This is a genomic window from Methanobacterium petrolearium (genome assembly GCF_017873625.1).
GTDB classification, from domain to species: Archaea; Methanobacteriota; Methanobacteria; order Methanobacteriales; family Methanobacteriaceae; genus Methanobacterium; species Methanobacterium petrolearium.
This window is the reverse complement of record NZ_JAGGKL010000016.1, coordinates 1-23,848: the sequence shown is the minus strand read 5'-3', so window position 1 is coordinate 23,848 and position 23,848 is coordinate 1. Positions and strand designations below refer to the sequence as shown.

The 23,848-nt window shown below is 36.2% G+C and carries 27 protein-coding genes; 13 read left to right on the top strand and 14 right to left on the bottom strand.

Annotated elements, in window-relative coordinates; translation table 11 throughout:
- The first annotated feature begins 157 nt into the window (after positions 1-157).
- The 3 genes from rhuM (J2743_RS12210) to J2743_RS11535 are packed head-to-tail and all read left to right on the top strand — an operon-like array spanning position 158 to position 2,419.
- Complete coding sequence (rhuM, locus tag J2743_RS12210) at positions 158-760, top strand: RhuM family protein (RefSeq protein WP_280904829.1); 603 nt, start codon at positions 158-160, stop codon at positions 758-760.
- A complete protein-coding gene (rhuM, locus tag J2743_RS12205) occupies positions 754-1,098 on the top strand; it encodes a RhuM family protein (protein ID WP_342451651.1) in 345 nt (114 codons plus the stop codon). Before rhuM (J2743_RS12210) ends, rhuM (J2743_RS12205) begins: the two co-directional genes overlap by 7 nt.
- Positions 1,099-1,114: 16 nt before the next feature.
- The gene (locus tag J2743_RS11535) at positions 1,115-2,419 is read left to right on the top strand and encodes an ADP-ribosylglycohydrolase family protein (protein WP_245248312.1); all 1,305 of its coding nucleotides are present in this window, start codon (positions 1,115-1,117) and stop codon (positions 2,417-2,419) included.
- 129 nt (positions 2,420-2,548) lie between these two features.
- Here J2743_RS11535 and J2743_RS11530 read toward each other — a convergent pair whose 3' ends face one another.
- Positions 2,549-3,619, bottom strand: a complete 1,071-nt coding sequence (locus J2743_RS11530) for a zinc-ribbon domain-containing protein (protein WP_209627365.1) — start codon at positions 3,617-3,619, stop codon at positions 2,549-2,551.
- A gap of 182 nt (positions 3,620-3,801) precedes the next feature.
- On the opposite strand from J2743_RS11530, the gene J2743_RS11525 reads away from it, so the two are divergent.
- Positions 3,802-3,942: a hypothetical protein gene (locus tag J2743_RS11525; RefSeq protein WP_209627363.1), complete on the top strand. Its 141-nt coding sequence runs from the start codon at positions 3,802-3,804 to the stop codon at positions 3,940-3,942.
- A 79-nt stretch (positions 3,943-4,021) separates the two neighbouring features.
- Here the strand turns inward: J2743_RS11525 and J2743_RS11520 are convergent, their stop codons facing one another.
- The 5 genes from J2743_RS11520 to J2743_RS11500 form a co-directional block, all read right to left on the bottom strand.
- Entirely contained in the window at positions 4,022-4,897 is an 876-nt protein-coding gene (locus J2743_RS11520) for a hypothetical protein (protein WP_209627361.1), read from the bottom strand.
- A 361-nt stretch (positions 4,898-5,258) separates the two neighbouring features.
- The gene (locus J2743_RS11515; protein WP_342451650.1) at positions 5,259-6,254 is read right to left on the bottom strand and encodes an ARPP-1 family domain-containing protein; all 996 of its coding nucleotides are present in this window, start codon (positions 6,252-6,254) and stop codon (positions 5,259-5,261) included.
- Between the two features lie 18 nt (positions 6,255-6,272).
- Positions 6,273-6,659 carry a response regulator gene (locus J2743_RS11510; RefSeq protein ID WP_209627357.1) on the bottom strand — a complete coding sequence of 129 codons (387 nt, stop codon included), beginning with the start codon at positions 6,657-6,659 and terminating at the stop codon, positions 6,273-6,275.
- Positions 6,660-6,701: 42 nt separating this feature from the next.
- Complete coding sequence (locus tag J2743_RS11505; RefSeq protein WP_209627354.1) at positions 6,702-7,193, bottom strand: hypothetical protein; 492 nt, start codon at positions 7,191-7,193, stop codon at positions 6,702-6,704.
- Positions 7,194-7,226: 33 nt separating this feature from the next.
- The gene (locus tag J2743_RS11500) at positions 7,227-7,553 is read right to left on the bottom strand and encodes a DUF2085 domain-containing protein (protein ID WP_209627352.1); all 327 of its coding nucleotides are present in this window, start codon (positions 7,551-7,553) and stop codon (positions 7,227-7,229) included.
- Positions 7,554-7,804: 251 nt separating this feature from the next.
- On the opposite strand from J2743_RS11500, the gene csa3 reads away from it, so the two are divergent.
- The 3 genes from csa3 to J2743_RS12200 all read left to right on the top strand — a co-directional run bounded on the left by csa3 (position 7,805) and on the right by J2743_RS12200 (position 8,991).
- A complete protein-coding gene (gene csa3, locus J2743_RS11495) occupies positions 7,805-8,398 on the top strand; it encodes a CRISPR-associated CARF protein Csa3 (RefSeq protein ID WP_209627350.1) in 594 nt (197 codons plus the stop codon).
- A gap of 187 nt (positions 8,399-8,585) precedes the next feature.
- Complete coding sequence (locus tag J2743_RS11490) at positions 8,586-8,810, top strand: hypothetical protein (RefSeq protein WP_209627348.1); 225 nt, start codon at positions 8,586-8,588, stop codon at positions 8,808-8,810.
- Positions 8,811-8,856: 46 nt separating this feature from the next.
- On the top strand, positions 8,857-8,991 hold the full coding sequence (locus tag J2743_RS12200; RefSeq protein WP_280904825.1) for a hypothetical protein: 135 nt from the start codon (positions 8,857-8,859) through the stop codon (positions 8,989-8,991).
- 46 nt (positions 8,992-9,037) lie between these two features.
- On the opposite strand, the gene J2743_RS11485 is transcribed toward J2743_RS12200, so the two are convergent.
- From J2743_RS11485 to J2743_RS11465, 5 genes are all read right to left on the bottom strand, one after another.
- Complete coding sequence (locus J2743_RS11485; protein WP_209627346.1) at positions 9,038-9,985, bottom strand: DUF5518 domain-containing protein; 948 nt, start codon at positions 9,983-9,985, stop codon at positions 9,038-9,040.
- A gap of 164 nt (positions 9,986-10,149) precedes the next feature.
- Positions 10,150-10,353, bottom strand: a complete 204-nt coding sequence (locus J2743_RS11480) for a hypothetical protein (RefSeq protein WP_245248310.1) — start codon at positions 10,351-10,353, stop codon at positions 10,150-10,152.
- Positions 10,354-10,568: 215 nt separating this feature from the next.
- Positions 10,569-11,639, bottom strand: coding sequence for a hypothetical protein (locus J2743_RS11475; protein ID WP_209627344.1), 1,071 nt, complete (start codon positions 11,637-11,639; stop codon positions 10,569-10,571).
- Positions 11,602-11,940, bottom strand: coding sequence for a hypothetical protein (locus tag J2743_RS11470; RefSeq protein WP_209627342.1), 339 nt, complete (start codon positions 11,938-11,940; stop codon positions 11,602-11,604). The genes J2743_RS11475 and J2743_RS11470 overlap by 38 nt, the downstream gene beginning before the upstream one ends.
- Before the next feature lie 472 nt (positions 11,941-12,412).
- The gene (locus tag J2743_RS11465; protein ID WP_209627340.1) at positions 12,413-15,664 is read right to left on the bottom strand and encodes a PAS domain S-box protein; all 3,252 of its coding nucleotides are present in this window, start codon (positions 15,662-15,664) and stop codon (positions 12,413-12,415) included.
- 216 nt (positions 15,665-15,880) lie between these two features.
- Here J2743_RS11465 and J2743_RS11460 point away from each other — a divergent pair, with 216 nt between their 5' ends.
- The 3 genes from J2743_RS11460 to J2743_RS11450 all read left to right on the top strand — a co-directional run bounded on the left by J2743_RS11460 (position 15,881) and on the right by J2743_RS11450 (position 17,736).
- On the top strand, positions 15,881-16,555 hold the full coding sequence (locus J2743_RS11460; protein ID WP_209627338.1) for a hypothetical protein: 675 nt from the start codon (positions 15,881-15,883) through the stop codon (positions 16,553-16,555).
- 81 nt (positions 16,556-16,636) lie between these two features.
- Entirely contained in the window at positions 16,637-17,119 is a 483-nt protein-coding gene (locus J2743_RS11455) for a PsbP-related protein (RefSeq protein ID WP_209627336.1), read from the top strand.
- Between the two features lie 128 nt (positions 17,120-17,247).
- Positions 17,248-17,736 carry a tetratricopeptide repeat protein gene (locus J2743_RS11450; RefSeq protein ID WP_209627334.1) on the top strand — a complete coding sequence of 163 codons (489 nt, stop codon included), beginning with the start codon at positions 17,248-17,250 and terminating at the stop codon, positions 17,734-17,736.
- A 2-nt stretch (positions 17,737-17,738) separates the two neighbouring features.
- Here J2743_RS11450 and J2743_RS11445 read toward each other — a convergent pair whose 3' ends face one another.
- Positions 17,739-19,772: a sensor histidine kinase gene (locus tag J2743_RS11445; protein WP_209627332.1), complete on the bottom strand. Its 2,034-nt coding sequence runs from the start codon at positions 19,770-19,772 to the stop codon at positions 17,739-17,741.
- Between the two features lie 311 nt (positions 19,773-20,083).
- Between J2743_RS11445 and J2743_RS11440 the strand changes: the two genes are divergently transcribed.
- Positions 20,084-20,740 carry a double zinc ribbon domain-containing protein gene (locus tag J2743_RS11440; protein WP_209627330.1) on the top strand — a complete coding sequence of 219 codons (657 nt, stop codon included), beginning with the start codon at positions 20,084-20,086 and terminating at the stop codon, positions 20,738-20,740.
- Positions 20,741-21,152: 412 nt separating this feature from the next.
- Positions 21,153-21,356 (top strand): hypothetical protein, encoded by a 204-nt coding sequence (locus J2743_RS11435; protein WP_209627328.1) that lies wholly within the window; start codon positions 21,153-21,155, stop codon positions 21,354-21,356.
- A gap of 239 nt (positions 21,357-21,595) precedes the next feature.
- On the opposite strand, the gene J2743_RS11430 is transcribed toward J2743_RS11435, so the two are convergent.
- A complete protein-coding gene (locus J2743_RS11430) occupies positions 21,596-22,105 on the bottom strand; it encodes a HEPN domain-containing protein (protein WP_209627326.1) in 510 nt (169 codons plus the stop codon).
- 293 nt (positions 22,106-22,398) lie between these two features.
- On the opposite strand from J2743_RS11430, the gene J2743_RS11425 reads away from it, so the two are divergent.
- Positions 22,399-22,911 carry a PsbP-related protein gene (locus J2743_RS11425; RefSeq protein WP_209627324.1) on the top strand — a complete coding sequence of 171 codons (513 nt, stop codon included), beginning with the start codon at positions 22,399-22,401 and terminating at the stop codon, positions 22,909-22,911.
- A gap of 34 nt (positions 22,912-22,945) precedes the next feature.
- Here J2743_RS11425 and J2743_RS11420 read toward each other — a convergent pair whose 3' ends face one another.
- Positions 22,946-23,428, bottom strand: a complete 483-nt coding sequence (locus J2743_RS11420; RefSeq protein ID WP_209627322.1) for a hypothetical protein — start codon at positions 23,426-23,428, stop codon at positions 22,946-22,948.
- Between the last annotated feature and the right edge of the window lie 420 nt (positions 23,429-23,848).

Here is a 23,848-nt window from a genome sequence, read left to right as displayed (position 1 = left end):
ATAAGGTTAAAAACCCAGAAAAACAACCAAAAAATAAAAAAAATAAAAAAATACCAAACCAAAAATAAAAAAACAAAGTAAAAAGAAAATCTCTATAATTCTTTATAAAGGTGATGAAGGCGCTGCAACAATCGAAGTTATTTTAAAAGATGACACTATGTGGTCCACACAAAAAACAATGGCAGAACTTTTTGATGTTAACGTACCTGCAATAACAAAACATCTTAAAAATATTTTTTCAGAAGGGGAATTGAATGAGACTTCAACTATTTCCAAAATGGAAATAGTTCAAAATGAAGGAGATAGAACAATATCAAGAAAAATGAACTTCTACAATCTTGATGCAATAATAGCAGTTGGCTACAGGGTTAACTCCAAAAAAGCAACTAATTTCAGAATATGGGCAACTGAAACATTGAAAGAATATATTACTAAAGGTTTCGTTTTAGATGATGAACTTTTAAAAAACGGTACCCGTTTTGGTCGAGATTATTTTGATGAATTAATTGAAAAGATCCGAGAGATCCGAGCCAGTGAACGTAGATTCTACCAGAAAATAACTGATATCTATGCCCAGTGCAGCTTTGATTATAACAAAGATGCTGAGATAACCAGGACTTTTTATGCAACCGTCCAAAATAAACTTCACTGGGCCATAACACATCATACCGCCGCAGAGATCATATCCGAAAGAGTGGATAGCACTAAAAAGAATATGGGCCTCACCACCTGGAAGAATGCACCTGAAGGTAAATCCTAAAATCTGACATAAATGTAGCTAAAAACTATTTATCAGAAGAAGAAATCTCAGAATTAAACCGTATAGTAAATATGTATCTAGACAACGCAGAAAACCAGGCAAAAAGACATAAACTTATGTCCATGGAAGACTGGATATCTAGATTAGATAAGTTCTTAGAATTCAACGAATATGACATCCTAAACGATCCTGGGAAAGTTTCCAAAGCAGTAGCTAAAGAGATAGCCTCCAAAGAATTTGAAAAATATCGTGAAATTCAGGATAAGGATTATATTTCTGATTTTGATAAGGATGTGGCTCGGAAGTATTTGGAAAAGACTGGGAATGGAAATACTTAATTTTTTTTAAGATATTATGACTCTAAAAATACCCTGCATCCAAGATATTGATATTTTACTGGAATACCTGCCCTACTTCCAGGATCAAAACAATGAATTCTATGAGGTAATTAATAAACCACAACAGATGCCTTATGCCAGCTATGAGGATACTGTTGATAATTTTAATAGAGATCTTTACCGCAGGAACATGATTCAGGGTTTTGATTGGCATCAATGGGCTGATGAAGCAAATAAGTATCTAGATAACCGAAAAATGCTTGCTACAGCAGATGTTACCATCCTGCAAAAGTTATTCACTTCAATCATACGGGCTGATAGATTCTGTGAGGGTTTACTTGGGGACATGATTGAAAATGGTTTTATTTTAGATCTGCTTTTGAGGCTGAAAGAGATTCGAGGAGAAATCCAAGACAGATTCCATGGTGCAATACTTGGTCTGGCAGTGGGGGATTCTATGGGTGTAGCCCTGGAGTTCACAGATCCTGGCACCTTCGAGCCAGTAAACGATATGATAGGGGGAGGAGCCTTCAATCTGTCCCCTGGCATGTGGACTGATGATACTTCCATGGCACTTTGTCTGGCAGAAAGCCTCATAGAATGTAGGACTTTTGACCCTACAGATCAGATGAAACGATACCTCCAGTGGTACCATGATGGATACCTCTCAGTAAATGGCAGATGCTTTGATATAGGTAACACCACACTTCAGGCCCTGATGGCATTTGAAGAGACTGGTGAACCTTACTCCGGACCGGATCATGAACGCTCAGCAGGGAATGGTTCACTGATGCGTCTGGCACCGGTTCCGCTTTTCTACATGTCCAACCCATTAAAGGCCATGGAAAATTCAGCACTATCTTCACGCACCACCCATAACCATCCCCTGGCTGTTGATGCCTGCCGTTACATGGGAGGATTAATCCACGGGGCACTCATAGGTAAATCCAAAGAGGAACTACTATCACCACGATACTCACCTTTACCTGAGTACTGGGATGAAAACCCACTTCAAAATGAGATTAATGAAGTTGCATGCGGTTCATTTAAAGATAAAGAACCACCCCAGATACGGGGCCGTGGATTTGTGGTCAAATCATTAGAAGCAGCACTATGGGCATTTCATAAGTCAGAAACATTTGACGAAGGCTGCCTACTGGCAGTTAATCTGGGTGAAGATGCAGACACAACTGGTGCAATTTATGGTCAGCTAGCCGGGGCTTACTATGGAATGAATGGAATACCTCAAAAGTGGAGTGGTAAGTTAAAAAAACTGGATTTAATTGAATCTATTATAGAAAGATTGTTTGATACTTTATAGAAAGATTTTTGATACTCTAAAGTGAATATCATTCCATTTAAAGAGCTTAATCCCTTATTATTTTTTAAACTCTTGGCTTTGATCACAAAGATGAAAAAAAATATTGCAGAATCAATAGAAACTTTAAAATTAAATCTGTCTGATCTTCCCTTCAACAGCTGCCTTCATTATAAGGCCAGTGAAGGGCACAGTATGGGATCTGCCATTGGTGGTGAAGGTTAAAGTGTGTTGATCCGTTCCAGTGAAGTACTCAGTTTTCTGTTTGTTTTCCCTCTGGGAGGCTATACCATCCTTGTAGGCAGTAACTGATATTATTTTCCTGAGATCTATGTTGGTGGTCCTCTTGGATCCCATGAATATCAATCGCTTGTTGGTTAAAACCAGGGTTCCCTTATCAATATTCCGAAGCTCTTCATGGGATTCGCTTCTGGCAGCCACACTACCTAAACGGAAGGAAACGCCCTTAGCCACCCTTATGGTAGGCCCACCATACCCTCCACGTGTCTGTCTAACTGCACGGGGCTCCATAAGAGTGATGCCACCAAAAACCACACAGGCCTCCTCATTCTTCTTCAGAATAATTGGAGGGTTGGGTACCGGGCTTAGATTAACAGTGCCCTGATCCAGTGCATTAACAAAGTTGGCCAGATCATCCTGGGATGTTTTTTCTTCCAGGGCCCGTGTTTCTTCATCTGAGGTTCCACCATGGGCTATTTTGGTCCATTCTTCTTCAGTTAAGGTTTTCCTACCATATCTTTTCCAGACATCAGAGCTGATATCATATATGGCCTTGAATTTGAATTTCCTACCATGGGGTTCAAACACCGCCCCACAGTAGTCACATTCCAGGAGAGTTTTATGGCTAAGAATTCCATTATAAGTTTTGGGGGTGAGTGGTTTCTGTTTACATGCAGGGCAAAGTTCCCTCCAACTGCAAGAACTATCTGGAGGTATGTGCTCAGTTTCAGGAGTTTTAACCACAGATTCTTCATGTATACACTCACTAGTTTCAGAAGAAGTTTTCACAGTTTCCTCTAAATTCAGACCACAACTCATACAAAACTTTGCATCTGGTGGGTTCACTGTACCACAAACTGGGCAGGCCTCGGTGTGTTTTTCCAGGGCTAATCCACACTCCATGCAGAATCGTGCTCCCTCAGGGTTTTCTGTCCCACAGTTTTCACAAATTAAGGAACCCATACAAACACCTAATGATTGATAACCACTACCATAATCTGATTTTGTTTAAATTTTCATAACAGTATCAGTTGCCATATAAGAACAAAATCTATGTTTACTCCAAAAATAATTTATTAATCTAAACATATTTAATAGTTTAGTTGTAATAACCTCATAAATTCCGTAAAAACAGGAGGAATTTAATGTGTGAGAAATGCGATTTTTGTGGAAACCCCGGACTGGATAAATGCATAGTTTGTGGTAGGCGTTATTGTATTGACCATATGGGTGCAGATGGATACTGCATTGATTGCTTCTTTGGCACCGGACTCTTTGAAGAATGATCTCAATGCTATTGTAAGAGATAAGGTGTTTATGAAATAACATCATTATGAAATCAAGTATAAATGATGATTGCTGGAGTTAAACATCATTATAGTTGGATAACCCGTACCTGAACAGGATCACTCCACGTGTATTGAATTGCACTGCTCTGGTCTCTGTTAACATTGTACTTTGATTTAAGGGAGTATAATCATCCTCAGATTGGTAGGTTTGCAGTCCAGCCACGATTTTACCAGGGAAAATGATATTATACATCATGGTCCAGTCTGATAAATCCTTAATTTCATGTGGATATTCTCCTAAATATAACATGGGGACTATGTAATCACAATAGGGGACTATCTGGTTGTAATACTGGTTGCCATCCCACACATCTGGTTTTGTGCAGACCGAGAAGGTTACTCCCTGGGTGGCCTCTCGCATGGCCTTAATTTCCGGAATATATTCTGACATGTTGTAGGTTTCCACATCTAACTGAACACCTATTTTCATATCTCGAACCTGTGAGGCATACTTAAACCCGGGGAATACCCATGCATGGGTGCGTATCCCCACACTATCTGCCTTTGCTTTGGCTTCAGGTAATACTGATGTGTAATTGCTATTTCTTACCAGAACGTATATATCTGTAATTCCTGCATTTTTTAAGGCAGTGAAATCGATTTCTGAAATAGGGGTGACACTGGGGTTTATATAATATCCCAGGATAGAACCAGTCTCCAGGGAGGGGATAGGGTACCAGGGAGTTACTGTATCCGTGTAAGGATTAGGGATTACCTCCGATGTGCTATTGGTCTTGGGAGTGGTTAAATTTCCTGCAGCATTTACACAGGCCAACGCCAGTATAAACAGAATTAATAAAGTTAAGGTCAATTTGTATCTAATTTTAACCACCTTCAGATGTATTTTATACCTTTTTTTTAGTGTGGAGATCTTTATAAATTTTATATCCATTTTTTTTAAAGTCCATTGTGTAAATATTTATACCAAAATATTTTTTTGGTATCTTTAGTTAGTGTATTGTTTTCAGTAATTTTCAAAGTTCAGGTAATTAACCAACAAAATCCCATAGCATATAATCAAAGGGGTTCTTACAATGCACTTTACAATAAGATATTACTCATCACCATAGGATGGATAATTCAGGTTTATGAAACTGTAATCAAAAAAATAAGAATACATCCCTACTTCCTCTTACTTTACCATTAAAAACGGGGGTGAAAACCTTAAAGCAGTGGATGATGGGGTTAACCAGGCAGTGGGTTCTATATTTTTAAAAGAATGGGAAAAATAATATTTAGGATATTTCTATATACTACATCCTGAAACTTCTGCGCTTTTGGTAACTGGACATATCCTCCTTTTTTTGATCCTCGGTGCTGAAGAAGGCTGCATGTATCACCTGATCCTTACATGTTAAGGATGAACCCACCACACCAGGGCCTTCCAGACGATGGTCACAACCATAACCCACGGATTTATGCTTTTCATCCATAGATAACCGTACATTATCCAGGAATAACTTGGCATTATCCAATCCATTAAATTTAGCATCACCTGCCTCAACGTCGTCATTATCTTCGTCAGTAAGGATTGCCTCCATGGCATAACTTTTCAACAGTTTCCAATGGAGTACGAAATAGGCGATACTGCTGGATAATATGTCCATACCCATAACTTCCCCCTTAAACATCACTAATATGCCCTTCTGGTCCTCAAAAACAGGGAATAAATGGTGATATTTTTCCAGATCCTCTATTCTGGACTCGTAAACATCGCTCATTGCTCTGGTCCTGGAATTCACACCTGCATCCCTACTCATGTCATCTATCCTGTTCCAGACGGCTCTTTGATCACTGCGAAACTCCCCATTCATCTTTAATGATGTATTGACTGAGGTTGCTTTGGTTCTGCGCACCCGGTATGCGGCCACATTCCCTGATTCTTTAAATTCCAGTGAATTATAACTCCATCTACCCTGTTCAGTGCAACTAACCGGAATCACAGTCTCAGAATTCTCTTTAAGAAGGATAGTGGTATTCAACACCCGGTTCTGCTTGGCACCTACCAGTTCCTCACCATCCAATAATAAAACTGGAACATTAGCCATGTTAACCACTTTTAACTCTGGTACCGAACCGGATCCATCTATCTCAGTTACAGTTAATAGATCGGTATCCAGTGCTTCTTTCAGGGTAATGTAGAGGGAGTCATCCCCCTTACTGTAAAGAGGAAAAACAGACATATCATTATATTCCTGCATATCCCCCAATTTTAAATGATAGATATAATTCGCCAATAAATCATCCACAAAAACCACTACTCCCCATTACTTTTTCTCCAATTTTCTCTGTTCCTCCAGCGCTGACCTGATTTTATGTTTCAAAATCTCATGATTAATTGGCTTCTTAAGCAGAGCATAAAAAACTGTTTTATGAGCTTTTTTCAACATTTCTTTGTCATTCCGGCCAGTTAGGTAGATTACAGGAATATTCAAACTACTAATCCTATGTACAACTTCTATCCCGTCAATTTCTCCCTTAACCCCAATATCCATGAGGATAAGATCAGGTTTCAACCGGAAGGTTTCATTAACTGCTTCTTCTCCGGAGCTAACCCAATTACAGACATCACAACCCCATGATTTCAGCTTACTTTCCAGGCCCATGGCGATTATTGCGTCATCTTCAACCAGTAATATCCTTGAATTAAGCATGAAAAAATCCTCTTTAATTAAATAAAAAAAAGTGGTGGATGGTCATTCCCAGGAGAACACCCAGCCACTAACGATTCCATAACCCTCTGTGGTTGATTGAGTTAATTTAGTCTCCCCATCTCGAACTACCACTGCAGAAAGTTTACCAGTGCCTTCATCCTGTTTCTGGGCCATTACATATACGTCCTTATCAGAATTGTCTGCCAGGTCAAATCTTTTTGTTCCACTGCCATCAAAATTTATCTCCTCTTCATTGTTCCCTGATTGCAATGTTATTGAACCGTCCCATGAGCCATCTGGATAGGATACTTCGACGTAACTTGATCCCGAACTGGAAGTTTCCTGGTTTGAAACTCCAGTGGATGTGGTTTCAGGTGTATTATCCGTGCTTGTTGTGGCATCAGGAGACATCACCCCTGCCAGTCCTACAATTACAATTAAACCTATACAACACAAACCAACCACACCTATCAGGGCTTTAGTCCCTTTGGACTGTTGAGCCCACCATCCTTTTGAAATTTCGTCATCTGTCAAATTTAATCACCTCCATTTAATAATGCACCTAAACTAAGGGATTAGACTATGTTTAAAGGCTTTTACCAACACTCCCAATCCTATCCCTGCCAGTATCCCTGTGGAAAACCGTAGAGAATTACGACTTTCGCGTGAAAGCAACAATTGAGTAAAACCATCTAAAAAGGTCGGAATAATCATTAACACTGCAATTAGGATGGTTACCCAATTATATTCTACAAAAACCCACCAAACCAATAAGAAATAGCTAAATGATCCCAAATATATTCCTGTGCAACGTGAACATACCGGGAAATACCAGTTACCTATTTTAAAGGTTCTTTCAGGTTTTCTATGGCAAATTAAATTCCCAATTTTCATATACTAACTCTCCCCATAGAGGCACATAACATTCATATTATGTTTATTCTATATAAATGTTAATGTTTAACATTTACAAAGTAGTTATAATTCTAACAATATAATGAAAAACCCTCTTAGTTAGAATGAAAAAAGGACATTTAATCATGAAATTATGCAGTAAAACAGCAAAACACTAATATATAGGTTAAAGGAGAATTATAATAAATAATCAATAAAAAACCTTAACAAAATTTTCCTAAAGTGGTAAAATGGAAAAAACCCTAATATCAACAATTTATTCTTTAGAACCTGTCATGGCTTGCATTACTCAGTTTTCTCCCACTAAACTTATCCTTATAAGGGAAGAAGATGCTCCGGAGAAAATTCAAGAAGCCGAGCGAATGCTGCGGGAAACCGTGGGAAAAGTAATGGAAATAGAATCAAGACCCACCAGTATCTACAACGTGGTGATGGTTGCACGTGACACCGCTGAGATCATTGAAGAAGAATATGCGCATGGTCGTAAAATCGTTGCAAACATCAGCGGCGGCAGGAAACCGCAGGCCCTGGGCGCACTGTTTGGATGTTACTCCCGCCAGGACATGGTTGAAAAAATAGTCTACATCACTGAAGAAGATAAAAACATAATTGACCTGCCCATACTGAACTTTGGAATATCCAAAACCAAAAGAATCATCCTGGAAGAGCTTCACGCTGGTGAAAACAACGTCAAAAACCTGGCCACCAAGATAGGGATAAGCCGGGGAATGACCTACAACCACATCAGAGAACTGCGTGAAATGGGACTTATCCATCCAGAAACCCTTAAAATTACCAGTGCTGGTGAGCTTGCTATTATATGAACACTGGGAGTGTACATTCTATTCTTGAAAGTTGATTTAAAAAACTTGATTTTAAAAAATTCATTATCAAAAAAATTTATTGACTAACCACTATTTTCAAATTTTATACATCATTTGTTTATCCATCAGTTATTTAATCTGCTAAAAACAATTAAATAATAAATGTGATGGTATTTAAGGTGATGGAATGGCTGATGATGATATTGAAATACAATTCTCAGAATCCATAAAGGAAACAGTCTTACTTGCACTGGAGAAAGAAACTGGGATAAAACCTGAAGATATTGAAAGTGTGATGTTTGTAGGGGCAGGGAATGTTAACCGGGAGGATTCTGACCATGGACCCTACTACACAGTTAAGGGTATATTTGCCTGCCACCGAAAAGGCGACTTCAACTTAAAGAAGAAATAACTCCTTCAAAAATTGTTAATCATTAACAAAAGTTAGGTGATGGAAAATGCGTTACTTTATATGTAGAAAGTGTGGTGGCTACTACGAGCTTAAAGAAGATGAAGCCCCTGAAGACTTCTTAAAGTGTGAATGTGGTGGAACCCTTGAGTATTATGTTAAGGATGACTCAGAAAAAGACTGATTTAATACCATTTTCCTTTTATCATGGATACATCCCTTAAAATACATTATTTATCCAATTTTCTGGTTTTATAAAGCACGTAGCCTGAAACAACCAGGTTAAATATGGTTAAAGCTACAAAACTGTACATGGCCTCTGTTTCATAGGTACTCATATTGGCATAAAACAGGCCCATAACCCCAAAAATCGCCTGAATGAAAGTATAACCTAAATATGCACCTACAAAGGCATATATAATCATGAAGTTCCTGGAGACATAAATTAACAGTGAAAACAGGATGAGAATACCACCAAATATGGGGAAATATAAAAACAAGAACAAAACACCCAAACCAGCAAGCCAAACTGCTAAATTCTTAGGCCAATCCTCATTGGTAGCAACACGTTCAGTAAACTCAACTGTTTTACCAGATCTGTTTTCATCTTTTTTCACAGTTTTTTGATTTATGCAAACACCAATTACTCCGCCAATAATCGCAAGCAGGGTTGATGATCCAATTAAAGCCATTAAAATAAGTGAAGGGTTTGAACTGGTGATAGGTAACCTTAATATAATCAAAATAATTGTAAAAAAGATTCCAACAATGAAGCCGTTTATGATACCTGCCTTAATTTCCTTACCAGACAGGTAACCTGCCACCAGACCGCCAAAAAGTTGGGCAAACAGCAGGGAAAAAACAGCAATACCATCAGTATTATAAATGGATACTTTGTAAAGAAGTGAATCTAAAGCCACCCACACTACCCCACCTAAAAATAGAGACTTCATGTTAAGAACAGGTAATTTTCTTGTTCCGGGTTCTAAATCTGGTTCCAATCTCTTTTCAGCATCTTTTTTAATCAGGGATTCATCCAGGGTTTCACCATAATAATCAATGAGATTTCTAACAAATATCAATTTCCCGCCACATTCACAGGACTTGAAATCATCGGGATCTTCTTCTTCCTGAAGCTGGTAATATCCTTCACATTTCTCACAGATCAAGTAACCCATTAAAATCATCTACCTGAAACTGATCTTCGCCAGTACAATATGTGATTGGAAATGGAAAGTAAAAAAAAAACCAGTTAGATTCTGGAAGTTCATGTTGCGATATCTTTCCCACAGTCCTAAGAATGGATAGTATCATCCATTTCCATATACAAACTGCTGATTATCTATTTTTTATTCTCACTATCCTGGTTAGGAATGTTAAATGTTTTTGTATAGTTTAAATCCCCACCACATTCACAGGCTGCAAAATCTTCAGGAGATTCTCCAGGTTGCAGTTCATAATAGCCTCCACACTTTTCACACACCAAGAAACCTTTTTTATTTTTCCCTCTACCCAACTTTTGCTTTATGTTTTCAAAAAGTGCCATTTTTATCCCTGCCATTCTTTTTGGTAATAACTAAAAAATTTACACAACAGATATTACGTAATATTAACAATTAAAATTACTTTTCACATATTATATAAATTTTTAGAGATATTTTTGTGAAAGGATAAAATAAGAGGGCATTCCTTTTAAAAAAAATAATAATGGGTTTTTTAATAAAAAAAAGGGTATATAAAAAGATTTTTTTTTAATTTTTTTTAGTTCCGGTTTTTACCATTTCTATTCTTGCTTCCCGAGGTGCTGGTATCCTGAACAGACTGGGATTCCTCCTGATCAGAAGTATACGTTCCAGTCACCTGTTCGGTATCTGTGGTTTCCTCAACACTTTGAGATTCATAATCTGTTATTGCAGAGTCATTGGTAACATTGGTAGCACTGTTGTTGGTACCGTTTACCTGAACAACGGCTTCATTTCCATCCAGGGATGAACTGAAGTACTGTCCAGATACAACTACCATACCAATAAGGGCCACTGCAGCCAGGAGGGATGCTGGTTTTTTAAGATTTTTCCCTCCACGACTTTTAAAACCGAAAAGAACCGTGAACATGTTCTTGAAGGGTTTCCAGTACAGGTGAATGTGGAATAATGTTGCCATCACCATCAGTATAGACAGTTCCACATGCCAGAAAGTTACAGAAGGGTTCAGGGCAGTTTTAATTCCCAGGTTAATGATTAATATTAACAGTATTCCTGTGATTCCTGTTCCTGCGTATCCTGCTGTTAAAAGAAGGTTCCATAGTCTGCGATGTTTTTTCTGGCTCAGTATACCTTTACTGAACAAAAGATGGGTGAATAGATACAGGCCTATTAATATCAAACTAACCGGGAACAGGTGATAATCTGTGCCATCAGGGGTGGTGGTGGTGTCAACCCCGGTTCCATGGTCTGCTGCTGCACTGGCATTTGCCTCTGAACCATTATTCAAGGTGTCGGCAGATACACTATTCGACTGAACGGTCTGATCCTGGGTGGAAACTGATGACCCAGAATCACTGACGCTTGCTGAGTCAGTGCTGGTACTATCATAGCTGGATGGAGTGTCACTGGAGGAAGTGGTAGTACTGGATTGGGCTAGATCACATATTCCATCACCACCTGAATCTATGAAACGTGGGCATTGTCCAGGATAAGTGCAGCTCAATCCATAATAAGGGCATGCCGCACAGCTAGCACTCATAGTAGCACCTGCAATAAAGGGGATGGCTGAAAGTGCGGTGATTATTTTATCTTTAAGTTTTATTTTGAGACCTCCTTTTTGCAGATACAAACATGGTTCTGGCAGACTTCCAATATGCGTGGAAGTGGAAAACTGTAACCAATACCAAGCTCACCCCTAATTCAACATGCCAGTAAAGTAAAGGTTGATTTATTGGTAGGGTAACACCAATCTCCAGTAGTATCAGAAGAATGAAACCTGCACCACCAGATATCAGGAATGCCAGACCTATAATCATATTCCATATATTCACATGAACTGATTTTTTAATTATATTAAACTTGTAAAGGCCGTAAGTTACCAGATATCCTCCTATAAATGGTACGGCCGGTAATATCATGTCATAAACCATTATAAATACCTCAATTTTTTTTAGATCTATGGGATCAATATTTTAAAAAAAATTTGCGATTATTGTATTCAAACATCAGCAATTAAAGTAGTTGTATTCAAACTTTGGCAGTTACGATAGTTGCATAGAACATTGATGATTGTTGATAATCCCATATAAACATCATACGAACAGTTCGGATTAGGTCTTCACGGGGCTTTGTTTAACCAATCCTTAAAGGACTCTGTTTAATAAATAAATCTTTTATCTTAAAAATAGTTATTCCAACTTTACACCCAGTTTATTTCCAGATGTATGGTAATTAGGTAAAAATGTCAAGGAACCTATTAATACTTGTCAAGTTTTATAGCTTCAATTTACTCTCTCTTTATTCCTTAATTTATTCTCTTTTATGTCCTTAAGATATTCTCTTTTATATCCTTAAGATATTCTCTTTTTTTTATCCTTTTAATCATTTTATCTAGATAAATAGTTAAATCCTCTTTTTATATTTTAATTCCTGGAAAGTTATGGTAAAAGCAGTTCCATGAATTTGATCCAGTGAGATCTGGCCATCTATTTGTGTCACTAAATTGTTAACCAGTTGCAAACCCAGTGAATCACTGTTGGTGAAGTCAAAGTCTTCTGACATTCCTATACCATTATCAGCGATTACCAGTTTTATCTTATTCTTAACTGATTTGAGTTTGATGTAAAGGATACCTTTGTTTTGTGGGAATGCATATTTGACAGTGTTGGTAACCAGTTCGTTGATGATCAAACCACATGGGATGGCAGTGTCAATGCCTATTTCTATATTCTCTATATCCATTACTATTTCAATATCCTCATTGTTGATCCCATAGGAGTAGAATATATCCTTGACGAGTTGTTCCACATAGTTTTTGAAATCTATCTTTGTGAAACTGGGTGACTGGTAGAGTTTTTCGTGTACCATTGACATACTTTTAACCCTTCCCTGACTTTCTTTTAACACATTCACAGCTTGTTGTTCATCTTCATAGTTAATTTGCAGGTTCAGTAGGCTGGAGATGATTTGCATGTTATTTTTAACCCGGTGGTGAACTTCCCGGAGTAAAATCTTATTATCTTCAAGGGACTGTTTGATTTCCTCATCAGCTCGTTTATTCTGAATTGCCAGGGCATAAAAAACAGCTAATCTTTCAATGGCTTTTAAATCGTCATCAGTGTAATCTTCAGGAGTATCTATCAAAGTGATCTGACCTACCCTCTCATCACCGAGAACTACTGGCACAATGAGTAAGTTCTCTAATTCACGATCCCCTGGAGGAATATCCGCATCAGAATGATGATCATTGAGAAAATTGATGAATGTGGAGTTACAATCAGCAAGTGACTGTTTTAGTATTTTTGCATATTTTTCATCCAATTGGGGAAATTCTCCTTCTTGATAATCAGACATCATCACTGCCAGGGTTTCGCTGATAAGATCATAGCTTGTAGAATCCACAGCCGATGCAAAACCATAACTACATCCAGTTAATTTTCGAGCTTCATTTAGTATGGCCCTGCCAACATTTTCAATGGTGGATGATGGTGAAACCAGGGGTACGTATATGTTGGCCAGTGATTTGTTGATTTCCAGTTCCCGATTGATCTTTCTACGGGATTCTTTCATCTCAGTAATATCCCTTATTGACTCAATACCACCGCAATAGTCTCCTTTACTGTCGTAGAAAGGCACAGCATTGATTTTAAGAATTTTATTGTCACCTTGAAGAGTCAGGCTGGCTTCAGATGTTAACACTTCCCCTTTGGTTCTAGTGGTTTTGTAGAACTGATTGATCTCTTCAGAGGATGAATTTGTCAGATCAACCAGTAGTGGTCGGCGGGTTTTGTAAAAGGGAATGGAGTACTCGTAGTTTCCTTTTCCCAGAATATCCTCAGACACAACACCAGTCATCTCTTCAATTGCCCGGTTCCAGGAAATTACTTTCCCATTATCATCAATGGCAAAGGTGGCGTCAGGAAGAAAATTAATTATCTCTGCCATGCGCCTTTCAGATTCTGCTAACGCTTCTTCAGCCCTTTTTTGTTCAGTTATATCCTGACTGGCACCGTAAATTGCGATTTTTTCCCCATTTTCATCCCGCATGTATCTTGCACGCACCATCATGAATCTTCTTTCACCATCAGAACGTATTATCCAGTGTTTAAATGAATTGAAATAACTGAGATCTTTAGTTTGGAAGGAGTTACCCACTTTTGCTGATATTAAAGCACGTTCTTCAGGGGCAACGAAGCGATCAATATATACCTGAATTGGCATCTGGTAACCACCCTGTTCATCTGCTGTGGTACCATAGAGTGCATAGAACTGGTCATTGAATGTGAAGAGATCTTTTTTACTATCATATTCCCAGTAAACCAGATTGGCAATATCCATGGCCATTTTCAGCCGATATTCACTCCATTTTAGTTCTTGTTTTGCTTCTTTTTTTTCAGTCAAGTCACGGATTATTGAGGTGAAAAAAGTTTTTTCCCCAGATTTCCAGGAGGCTAGTGACATTTCAAAGGGAAATTCAGTTCCATCTTTTTTCAATCCTGTGGTTACAACGGTTCTACCTATTAATCTATGTTCTCCTATTTCTTTGAATCTTTCCAATTCCTCAAGATATGTATTCTGGTATCTTTCTGGCATGAGGGTTGTTAATGGTTTACCGGTAAGTTCTTCCTTTCTATACCCAAAAATCTCTTCTAGGCTGTGGTTGAAGTATTTGATTATTCCGTTAACAGTGGTGGTTACAATGGCATCAACTGCAGATTCTGCAACAGCACGGAAAAGTTTTTCATTTTTTTGGCGGGTGATTTCTGTTTTTTTATGTTGTAAAACTTCTAAAAATGCTACAGAAATGGTTTCAACTGCATGAAGATCATCCTGATTGTATGGAGATTTTTTATTGGCTAACGCAATCATCCCCACCATTTCATCATCCTGTTTTAAGGGCACACCCATGAAAGAGGTGATGGTGGGGTGTCCATCAGGTTCACCTAAATGTTCAGGATCTGAAGCTGGATCATTCACTATCACGGATTTCCCAGTCCTAATGGCCCTGGTCCAGTAGCCACAAATTTCTATATTCTTAATTAACTTTAACGCCTTTGATTTAGGTATTGCACTTGCAGCCCAACCAGGATCACTGATCTTAATGATGTCAAAACGTCCTGCAGAATTCACTTCACCGATAAAACCTAACTTACTATCTGTTAACTTCTCCAATACTTCCAGACATACGCGGGCAACATCATCAGGTGATTTGCTAACTAATGATTCTTTCAGCACCCGGTTTATAGCCCTGGTCAGTGAAATCTGTTTGGAAGTTTCAACTTCCATTTTTTTCCGTAAAAGTGCATGTTCAATGGTGAATTTGAGTTTATTTTTGTTGAATGGTTTTATTATGTAGCCATATGGTTCTGTTTCCATTGCCTTTTCAGTCGTTGCTGCCTCAGCATGTGCTGTTAGATATATGAACGGTATGCCTAGCTCTTTAATTTTAAAAGCCATGTCGATCCCATTCATTTCCCCTTCAAGAAAAATGTCCATTAAAATAAGATCTGGCATGATTTTTAGTACTTCTTTTATAGCTTCAATGCCACTGGATGCAACGTATGGAACTTCATAATTAAAGGATTCCAATGTTTCCTTAATATTCATGGCATCTATGTTTCTAGCTTCTACCAGGAGAATTTTCACATTGGCCATATACCAACCCATCCTTATGTTATCCAGCTTATATCAAAAGTTATCATTACTCAAAAAATTTAATGGGTGATAGGCATAAACCAGCCAGAATGACTTAATATTTAAAGTAATGATTTATCCGTGCTATACACATAGATGAAAATTAACTTATAATTATAATTATTGATTTGAAAAGATATTTAATTAACTGAATCCATAGTATAATGGGGTTTAAATATGTTAGATTTTGGTTTAATCGACAAAAAAGATATGAATGATTATGAAACGAAATATTTAACCGAACTTTCGCCTGGTGATGAAATTACTGGTGAAATAGTGGTTGGAGAATTCAAAACTATGCCTATGGGTAAAAGGGAGGTTGCTGAGTTTTATATAATTATAACTGATACTAAAAATCTGACAAAATGGGTCTGTGAATTCACCACTCCCTACTATCCTGAAACAGATAATGTCTATGGTAAAAATGGAGATGTGTTTTACAATTTAATAGATAGTTTGAATCACGTGGTGAATAAAACCCCATTAAACTGGCATGAGAAGTATTCTGTGAATTTCAGCAGATTTCGCCAGACAGTTAATAAATATGTTAACGGTGTGACTGTAAAAGCATTACAACCAGATAATCCTGATGCTAAAACTGTTAATTTACAGATTATATATGCCAATGTTACAACTGAACCTGAAATTAACCCTCCGGTTTCTATTTATGAACTGGCTCAGGAAGACCCTATACTGCTCATGGCCTATGCTCATCTGCGTAATAAAGGGAATAGGATAACTGTAGAAAACATCACTTTTGAACTGAAAGCATCATTTGATGATGGGAAGATAACTGAACAAGCTTACCATTCTGCTCTAAATATGTTGAAAAAGGTTAAAGACCGTGGTTAGGAGTTTTATTTTGGGGGTTATAAGATAAATTTAAACGATAAAATCATTGTAGGGCTTATCGTAACCTGCATAGTGGTTGCTGTGGGTTACTCTTTAATTGAGGATGAATTTGAAAACAGCATGCTCAAATTCACGATCCCTGAAAACTGGACTGTGGTTGATACAACTCAGTCAGACACCTTGACCGGCCTCCAACCTGTACATAATAATACAACCATAATTGCCATAACTTCTACGGAAGTTTCACCTCAAGAAGTGGTAAATGGATACGTTAACAATTACCCCTCAAAATATCCTCGGTTTAAGGTACTAAAAAATGAACCTGTGACTGTTGATGGTGAAGAAGGAATTAGATTGGTTTATATAAATACTGGTAGTAGCGATACGCTCTTTACTGGCCCCATATACGTTTATTCACTGGTTACATTTTCCAAATATAATCAGACCTACATCATAAGTTCAAAGGAAGTCTCTGAAAATTATTATGAAAAAATGGTGGAACCTGCTATGAATACGTTGATTAATTCCATTAAAATTAAAGATTACTCATCAAATTTCAATTAAAGACACAGGCAAACTCCGATTATAATGTTTCTTATCAAATTTTTAAAAAAATCGTCATCAGAATCTATTAAAGTTAATCTACTATATTTAATTAAAAGATTTAATTGACAGATTAAGAGGTAAAAAATATGTCTTCTCAGAATAAAAAAGCAGGTCAATGGAATAATGAAGGAATATTATTTTTTAACAACGGCCAGTTTGAAGAGGCTCTTAAACGTTATGAACATGCCTTAGACGAGGATCCTAAGTTTTTAGAGGCATGGAATAATAAAGGTAATGTTTTAAAGGCCATGGGACAACATGAAGAATCACTGAAAGCCTTTGATAAAGGCATATCAATTGAACCTGACAATCTCAATCCCTGGATTAACAAGGGCACGGTTTATTACGAACTTCAAATGTTTAACGATGCTGTGGAATGTTTCCAGGAAGCCCTTCAATTAGACCCTAAAAATACAGTTGCCCTGACCAATAAGGGTGCGGCTCTGGGGAATCTTGGTAAACATGAAGAAGCACTGAAATGCTTTGAAGAAGCACTTAAAATAGATCCTGATGATATCAATGCCCAGACCAATAAAAAAATTCTCATGGATTTCCTTAAAGAGGAAAAACCCTAATTTCATATCCTTTTCGGGTATTCCAACTCATGAAATGTTATTTTATATGCAGTACCTTGACCTTCTAAAACCTCAATTGTGCCATCCAATTGTTTTATAAGGGAATTAACTAAATTTAAACCAAGTTTAGAGTTATTTTCCATATCACCTTGTTGAACACATCCCACACCATCATCTGATACAAAAAATACATACTTATCATTTTCAGCCCGCATTTTAATGGTTATAGTGCCTTCAGATCCTTTTGGAAAGGCATGTTTCAGGGAGTTAGAAACCAGTTCATTAATGATAAGACCACACGGGACCGAGGTCTCAAGATTAAGTTCAATATCACCAACATCCAGGTCTATATTGATGTTAGATAGATTAGGGGAGGCATCGTAGATTAAAGTATCCAGAAGAGTTTTAACATAATCCGAGAATTTGATGGAACTTAAATTCTCTGATTGATACAGTTTTTCATGGATCATGGCCATGGACCGCACCCGGTTCTGACTTTCTGTGAAAAGTTCACGATCCTTCTCATCCACCAGATTTCGGGATTGTAAACTTAACAGACTGGAGATGATCTGCAGATTGTTATTAACTCGATGATGTATTTCTCTTAAAAGAGTTTCTTTTTCATTCAATGAATCTTTAACAAATTTTTCAGCTTTTTTCTGTTCTGTGATATCCCTGTTACTATAAATAAATCCTTTAAACTCATTATTCTCATAAACGGGTTTTCCAATAGTTTCCATCCACATATAACCATCTTGGGAGTTTTTATGACGATACCGTAGTCTTACACTGGAACCCAGCTTCGCAGAACTTTTAAGAGATTCAGTTACTTTTTCAAGATCTTGTGGATGGATATATTGATATAACGATTCTCCTAACAGATTCTCAGGAGGAATATTCAAGAGTTGATTAGATGAAGGGCTTACATATTTGAAAACACCATTTTCATCTGATTCAGTGATAAGATCCAGCATGTTGGTAGTTATGAAAGAAAGCTGTTCCTCCCTACTTGCAATTAACTCTTTGTTCCTTTTCAGGACCATCTGGGCCTTTTTGATCTCATTTAATGATACAATCTCCCTGACCACAACCAGTACCACTATGATTCCCACACCCCAGATCAATGCCTTATCTGGTGTGGTGATAATCAGAAGACTGTAAGTAAAAAGAACCAGAACTAATGGTAAATAAGAAATCCATTCATTTCTAAATCTTGATTCTTTATAATAGGATATCCAAGACCTTAAATCTATGTCAACATTTTTTAAAAATGATACAGCAGCTACTGATGCAAATATCGCATTTGAAGTAAATAAAATAGTGAATAACCATTCGTATATTAAGGTAGGCTCAACTGCGTGATAGGCATAGAACATGTCTGCAAAAATTTGAAAGAAAATACCCAGAGATAATAAAATTAGGGGTGCTTCTGTTATTTTTCGATTTTCATCAAGTAACACTGTAAGATAGGCAGTTAGCAGTATAAGATCTAAAAATAGATAAGTTATAGATATTATTATGGACACATAATCTGGATAACTTGATTTCATAACTGGCCATACCAAAAGGAACCAAACTATAAAAAATGAAGCTAACATAACAATAAAAACATCTAATAACGCTTTAATTCTGATTTTATATGGTTCCCGAAGGAATGAAAGTATTCCTCCGATCATTAGAGGATATGATAACAGATAAATGGTGTTAGCTATGGTATATATTGCAGTTATGTTGTTTATATTTTCAAAAATGAAATAAAGGAGATCAGCACCGAAGTACAGTCCTATTCCCATGGTTAGTAATGTCCAGGCCCTGAAAATGGTTTTATCATGGTTATATGACCACCATGAAGTGTAAACAAACAAAGATAATGTTAAAAAACTTGATAATGGCATTAAAATTGTCATATATGTTAAGGAAGTTGCAGTGTTCCAAAATAACAAAGGAAAAACCGCCAATACCAGAATGATAATCATGGTTACGAATATTAGTGGTTTAAATCGAATTGTTGATTTGGATGCTAACCTTTCCACCATAATTATCAACCTTTTAATTTTTTTTATTGGAAGACATTAATCAAATTTATTAAAAATTGTTATCATCACCATAAAGTAGATATAAAGACTATTAACTCATCATTAATCTTAATAGTGAATTTAAGATTTCCCTATACAAATTTTAGATTTACTCATATATAATTAATCAGAGTAAATTTAATAAAAGGATGAAAAGGGGAGATATTTAGAAATCCTTCATCTAACTGTAACCATGAAAAGAATGGATAATTTTTTTAATTCATTAATTCAAAAATTTATTAAGTAAGAAAATTTTTAAGGGGTTTTATAAAATGGAAGATGAACCTAAAGTTTGCAGTAACTGTAATGCCAAGATTCAAACAGGCTCTAAATTCTGTAAAGAGTGCGGAAATCCTATAGAAGAGACACCTGAAGAAGTTGAAGTCCATCAATCTCCGATAAAATGTCCTAATTGTAATGTTGAATTAAAACCAGAGGATAAATTTTGTACTGAGTGTGGAACTAAAATCGAACCAGTAACCACTTGTCCTAAGTGTAACGCTGAGGTTAAATCAGGAACCCGTTTTTGTACTGAGTGTGGTGTTAATGTCTACGAATACCAACCTCCTAAATCCACAATTCAAACTGGTACCAAAATAACTGATGTGCCCCAGGGTACTTCAACTACCAGAACTTCGGCAGCAAAAGAAGAAGATCCTATGGAAGATCTTAAAGAAACTGGTATGAATATAATGCAGGATGTTGAAAAAACTGGTAGAGGTTTGATGAAAGATCTGGGTGGTTTTCTAGATAAATCTTCCAAAAAAAGTTCAAAAAACACCATTAAACCAGCTAAAAAGAATCAAAAATTTCTGGTTTGTGATCAATGTGGCGGATACTACCAGCTCCAGAATGGAGAATCCCCGGAAGATTTTTCCCTTGAATGTGATTGTGGTGGGCATCTGGAAGTTAAAAATAAACATCCCTAACATTATTAACCATCAGCATAAGTTAAAAATATACCCATTTACATCAGTAACTGTTATTATGCTCACTTTCAGATTAAGTGCCCTCCATGCATCCTGTGATTTAAAGTTAAAATCTACAAAGATATTCAATAGTAAAAGGATAACTTATTGAATTAAACCAGGGTTTATCAATTAAATTGCAGGAGACTTAATCAATGAAAAATCACTAATCCAGATTCTAGATATTCATATGCGTTTTCCAATGTAATTTCATGTGCTATATCTTAATAGAACTTTGGTGGATTGTTGAACTTTCACATACCTATCTTGTTCAGGAACAGTTTCACATAGTCTAAAAAAATCTTGACCTGAAAATGAATTTATACAATAAAAACTAATAATATAACATTAACTAAATTAGGAGCCATTTTTAATGTCTGATAACTATCTTAAAAAAGATATTGAGCGGGTTCAACGAAAATTCGATGAATTAATGCGTGAAGGTGACATTGAAGTCATTGAAAAGAAGATTGAAGCATTGAATAAGAACCAGGAACCCAGTGGTATTGATAAAATATGGATTGATATCTACAACGATGTTCTGGATTTAAAGAAAAACAAGAAAAATGAGGACTGAACTATATGAACTCATTTTACATCAATAGTTAACTCATTGTTACATCAATAGTTAACTCATTGTTACATCAATAGTTAACTCATTTTACATAATAGTTAACTCATTTTACATCAATAGTTAACATTTCAATTTTATAGTGCTAATAATTACTACAGTTAATTGTTTACTATGATAATAGTTTACAAAAATAACAGTTTACAGAGATAATAATCTACAGAGATAATAGTTCAATGGAACAACTATTCTTTATGAAGAAATTCAGGTTTATCAAGTTCTTTTTCTCGAATGGCATTCTTTATAGCTGATTTGGGTAATTTGTCTGTTTTTTCCAGGCAAACTTCGATATTTTTTATAAAAACATGACAGTACCGGATGGTTTGCTGTATATCCAGTGGATTACGGGTGCTCTGGAAATGATGCTGGTCCTGGTAGTGGATGTCAAAAATGTAATTTAGCATATCCAGACATTCCTGTTTAAGGCTTTTATCGTAACAGTATTTCTTAAGATAATCAATTAAATAATGGGATTCAGTTTCAATAACACCATCCCTCAGGGAAACTGCCCGGGTTGCATGAAGGAATGCAAAATAGACAGAAATTCTTGTTGAACGATAAAACCTATTTGAATAGGTTAATTCAGCTTCTTTTAACCACATTTTGGCTTCTTTGAGGGATAATGCACTTTTAAGGGGTGAAGGTTCTACTTTTTTAAGATGACCCTGATAGTACAAATCATCAATTCTATCCAATTTACATCACCAGTATTTTTCTAAGAAATATACATTAAATACAATTTTATATACAAAACTTAACTATGAATTCTTAAGGTTTACTATGTTTCATGGATAATATTAAAGTTTTCCATTGTTCATATTGAACCATTGAATAGCAGAAAAATATGGATTTAAAATCTAATATTTTGAAAAATTAGAAATTTCACAAATTTTAATTGAATATAAAGAAATTAATGTAATGTTATAGTTATAATACGTCACAGGAGGCTTTTTAAGTGCTAAATTTGGATAAAAAAATGATTATTATCATGGCAATTGTTGTCATCATTTTTTTGGGATTGATCTACAGTGTGTTAACTTCTGGAACTCATTACACCAGTAAAGATGATGATAAAATGGAAATTTCCTTTAACTATCCTGATGGATGGACATTTGAGGATCACCAGGCAGGTGTGCTGATTCAGGGTGAAAAAAATGGTACTGGTGATTCTGATAAGCGTACAGTAGTTACAATACGGAAGATCTCAGCTAACGGAACCTCAGTGAAACAGATTAAAAACGAGAATGTTTACATCAATACAGGTAAACTTGTTAATGAAACTAACCGGACCATTGATGGTGTTGAAACCAAAGAGATGCTAATTGATGAAATGGCTGGTCCTGAAAGGGGAAAATTAGGAGAAGTCAGTCTGGTTATTTTCCAAAAAGATGATTACATCTACACCATTACCTTTGTAACTGGAGGATCCCTGGAGGACATTGAAGATGATATAAACCATATACTCAACAGTTTCCATGTTTCTGAAGATTCTGGAAACTGATTTTTTTTATTAATTGATTTTACTTTTTTGTAATTCAACTGGGAATCTTTTTCACTTCAATGGTGTCAGCGATTTTTTGATAAGCATCTCTGTAATTATGGGCATCAAAGTTCAAGATCATGGTTTCTACATCGGTATATTCTGAAGTAAGATACACATAACAGCATACCTGTAGTCCATCTTCAATCTTTATGCCGGATTTATCATCAATGCTAATTCTTTTAGCCTTTGTAAAAGATTCTTGATCGATTTTATCAACCTGGTAGTAAAATATCTCCCCAACCATGTTTTCTATTACTGTGTTGGAACTATTGTATATCTCAATCTTACAGGTGGTATTGTTGGAATTGTCCAGAATAACCAATTCAGAGGGGTAGTGAAATTTAACCCACATATTTTCAAAAGTTCCGCCGGTACTACTTTTATTTGTACCATTATTTCCTGTAATGTCTGTGCATCCAGAAACACTGATTGATAACATTATCAATATTAATACAAGCAAGTAAGAAAATTTCATAGGCATCTCTCGCAACTAAATTGATTACCTTTTTTAATATAAACGATATTCTTATTATTGGAGTGAATTTATTTTTTATTAAACTGATTTATTCCATCTTATCAAATGATAATTTACCTTTATTTAAAATAACTTTTTTCATCTAGTCAATATAATTAACCTATTAGTAGAGTATCCAATAGGACTATTAGTAAAATATCCAACAGGAACCATTAGTAAAGTATCCAACAGGAAAAATAATTTAATATGGATAAAATGATTTATAATTAAAAATGAAAAATTGTTCAACAGTTTTTTGGCGTGTAACTGTTGAATTTCTAGTTTGATCCCATATGTAGCACATATAGTTTTAGTTACTTGCAATTACTGCTCCGGATGAGCTACCACTGGTAGCATAGTATCTTTGGGCGTATCCATTGC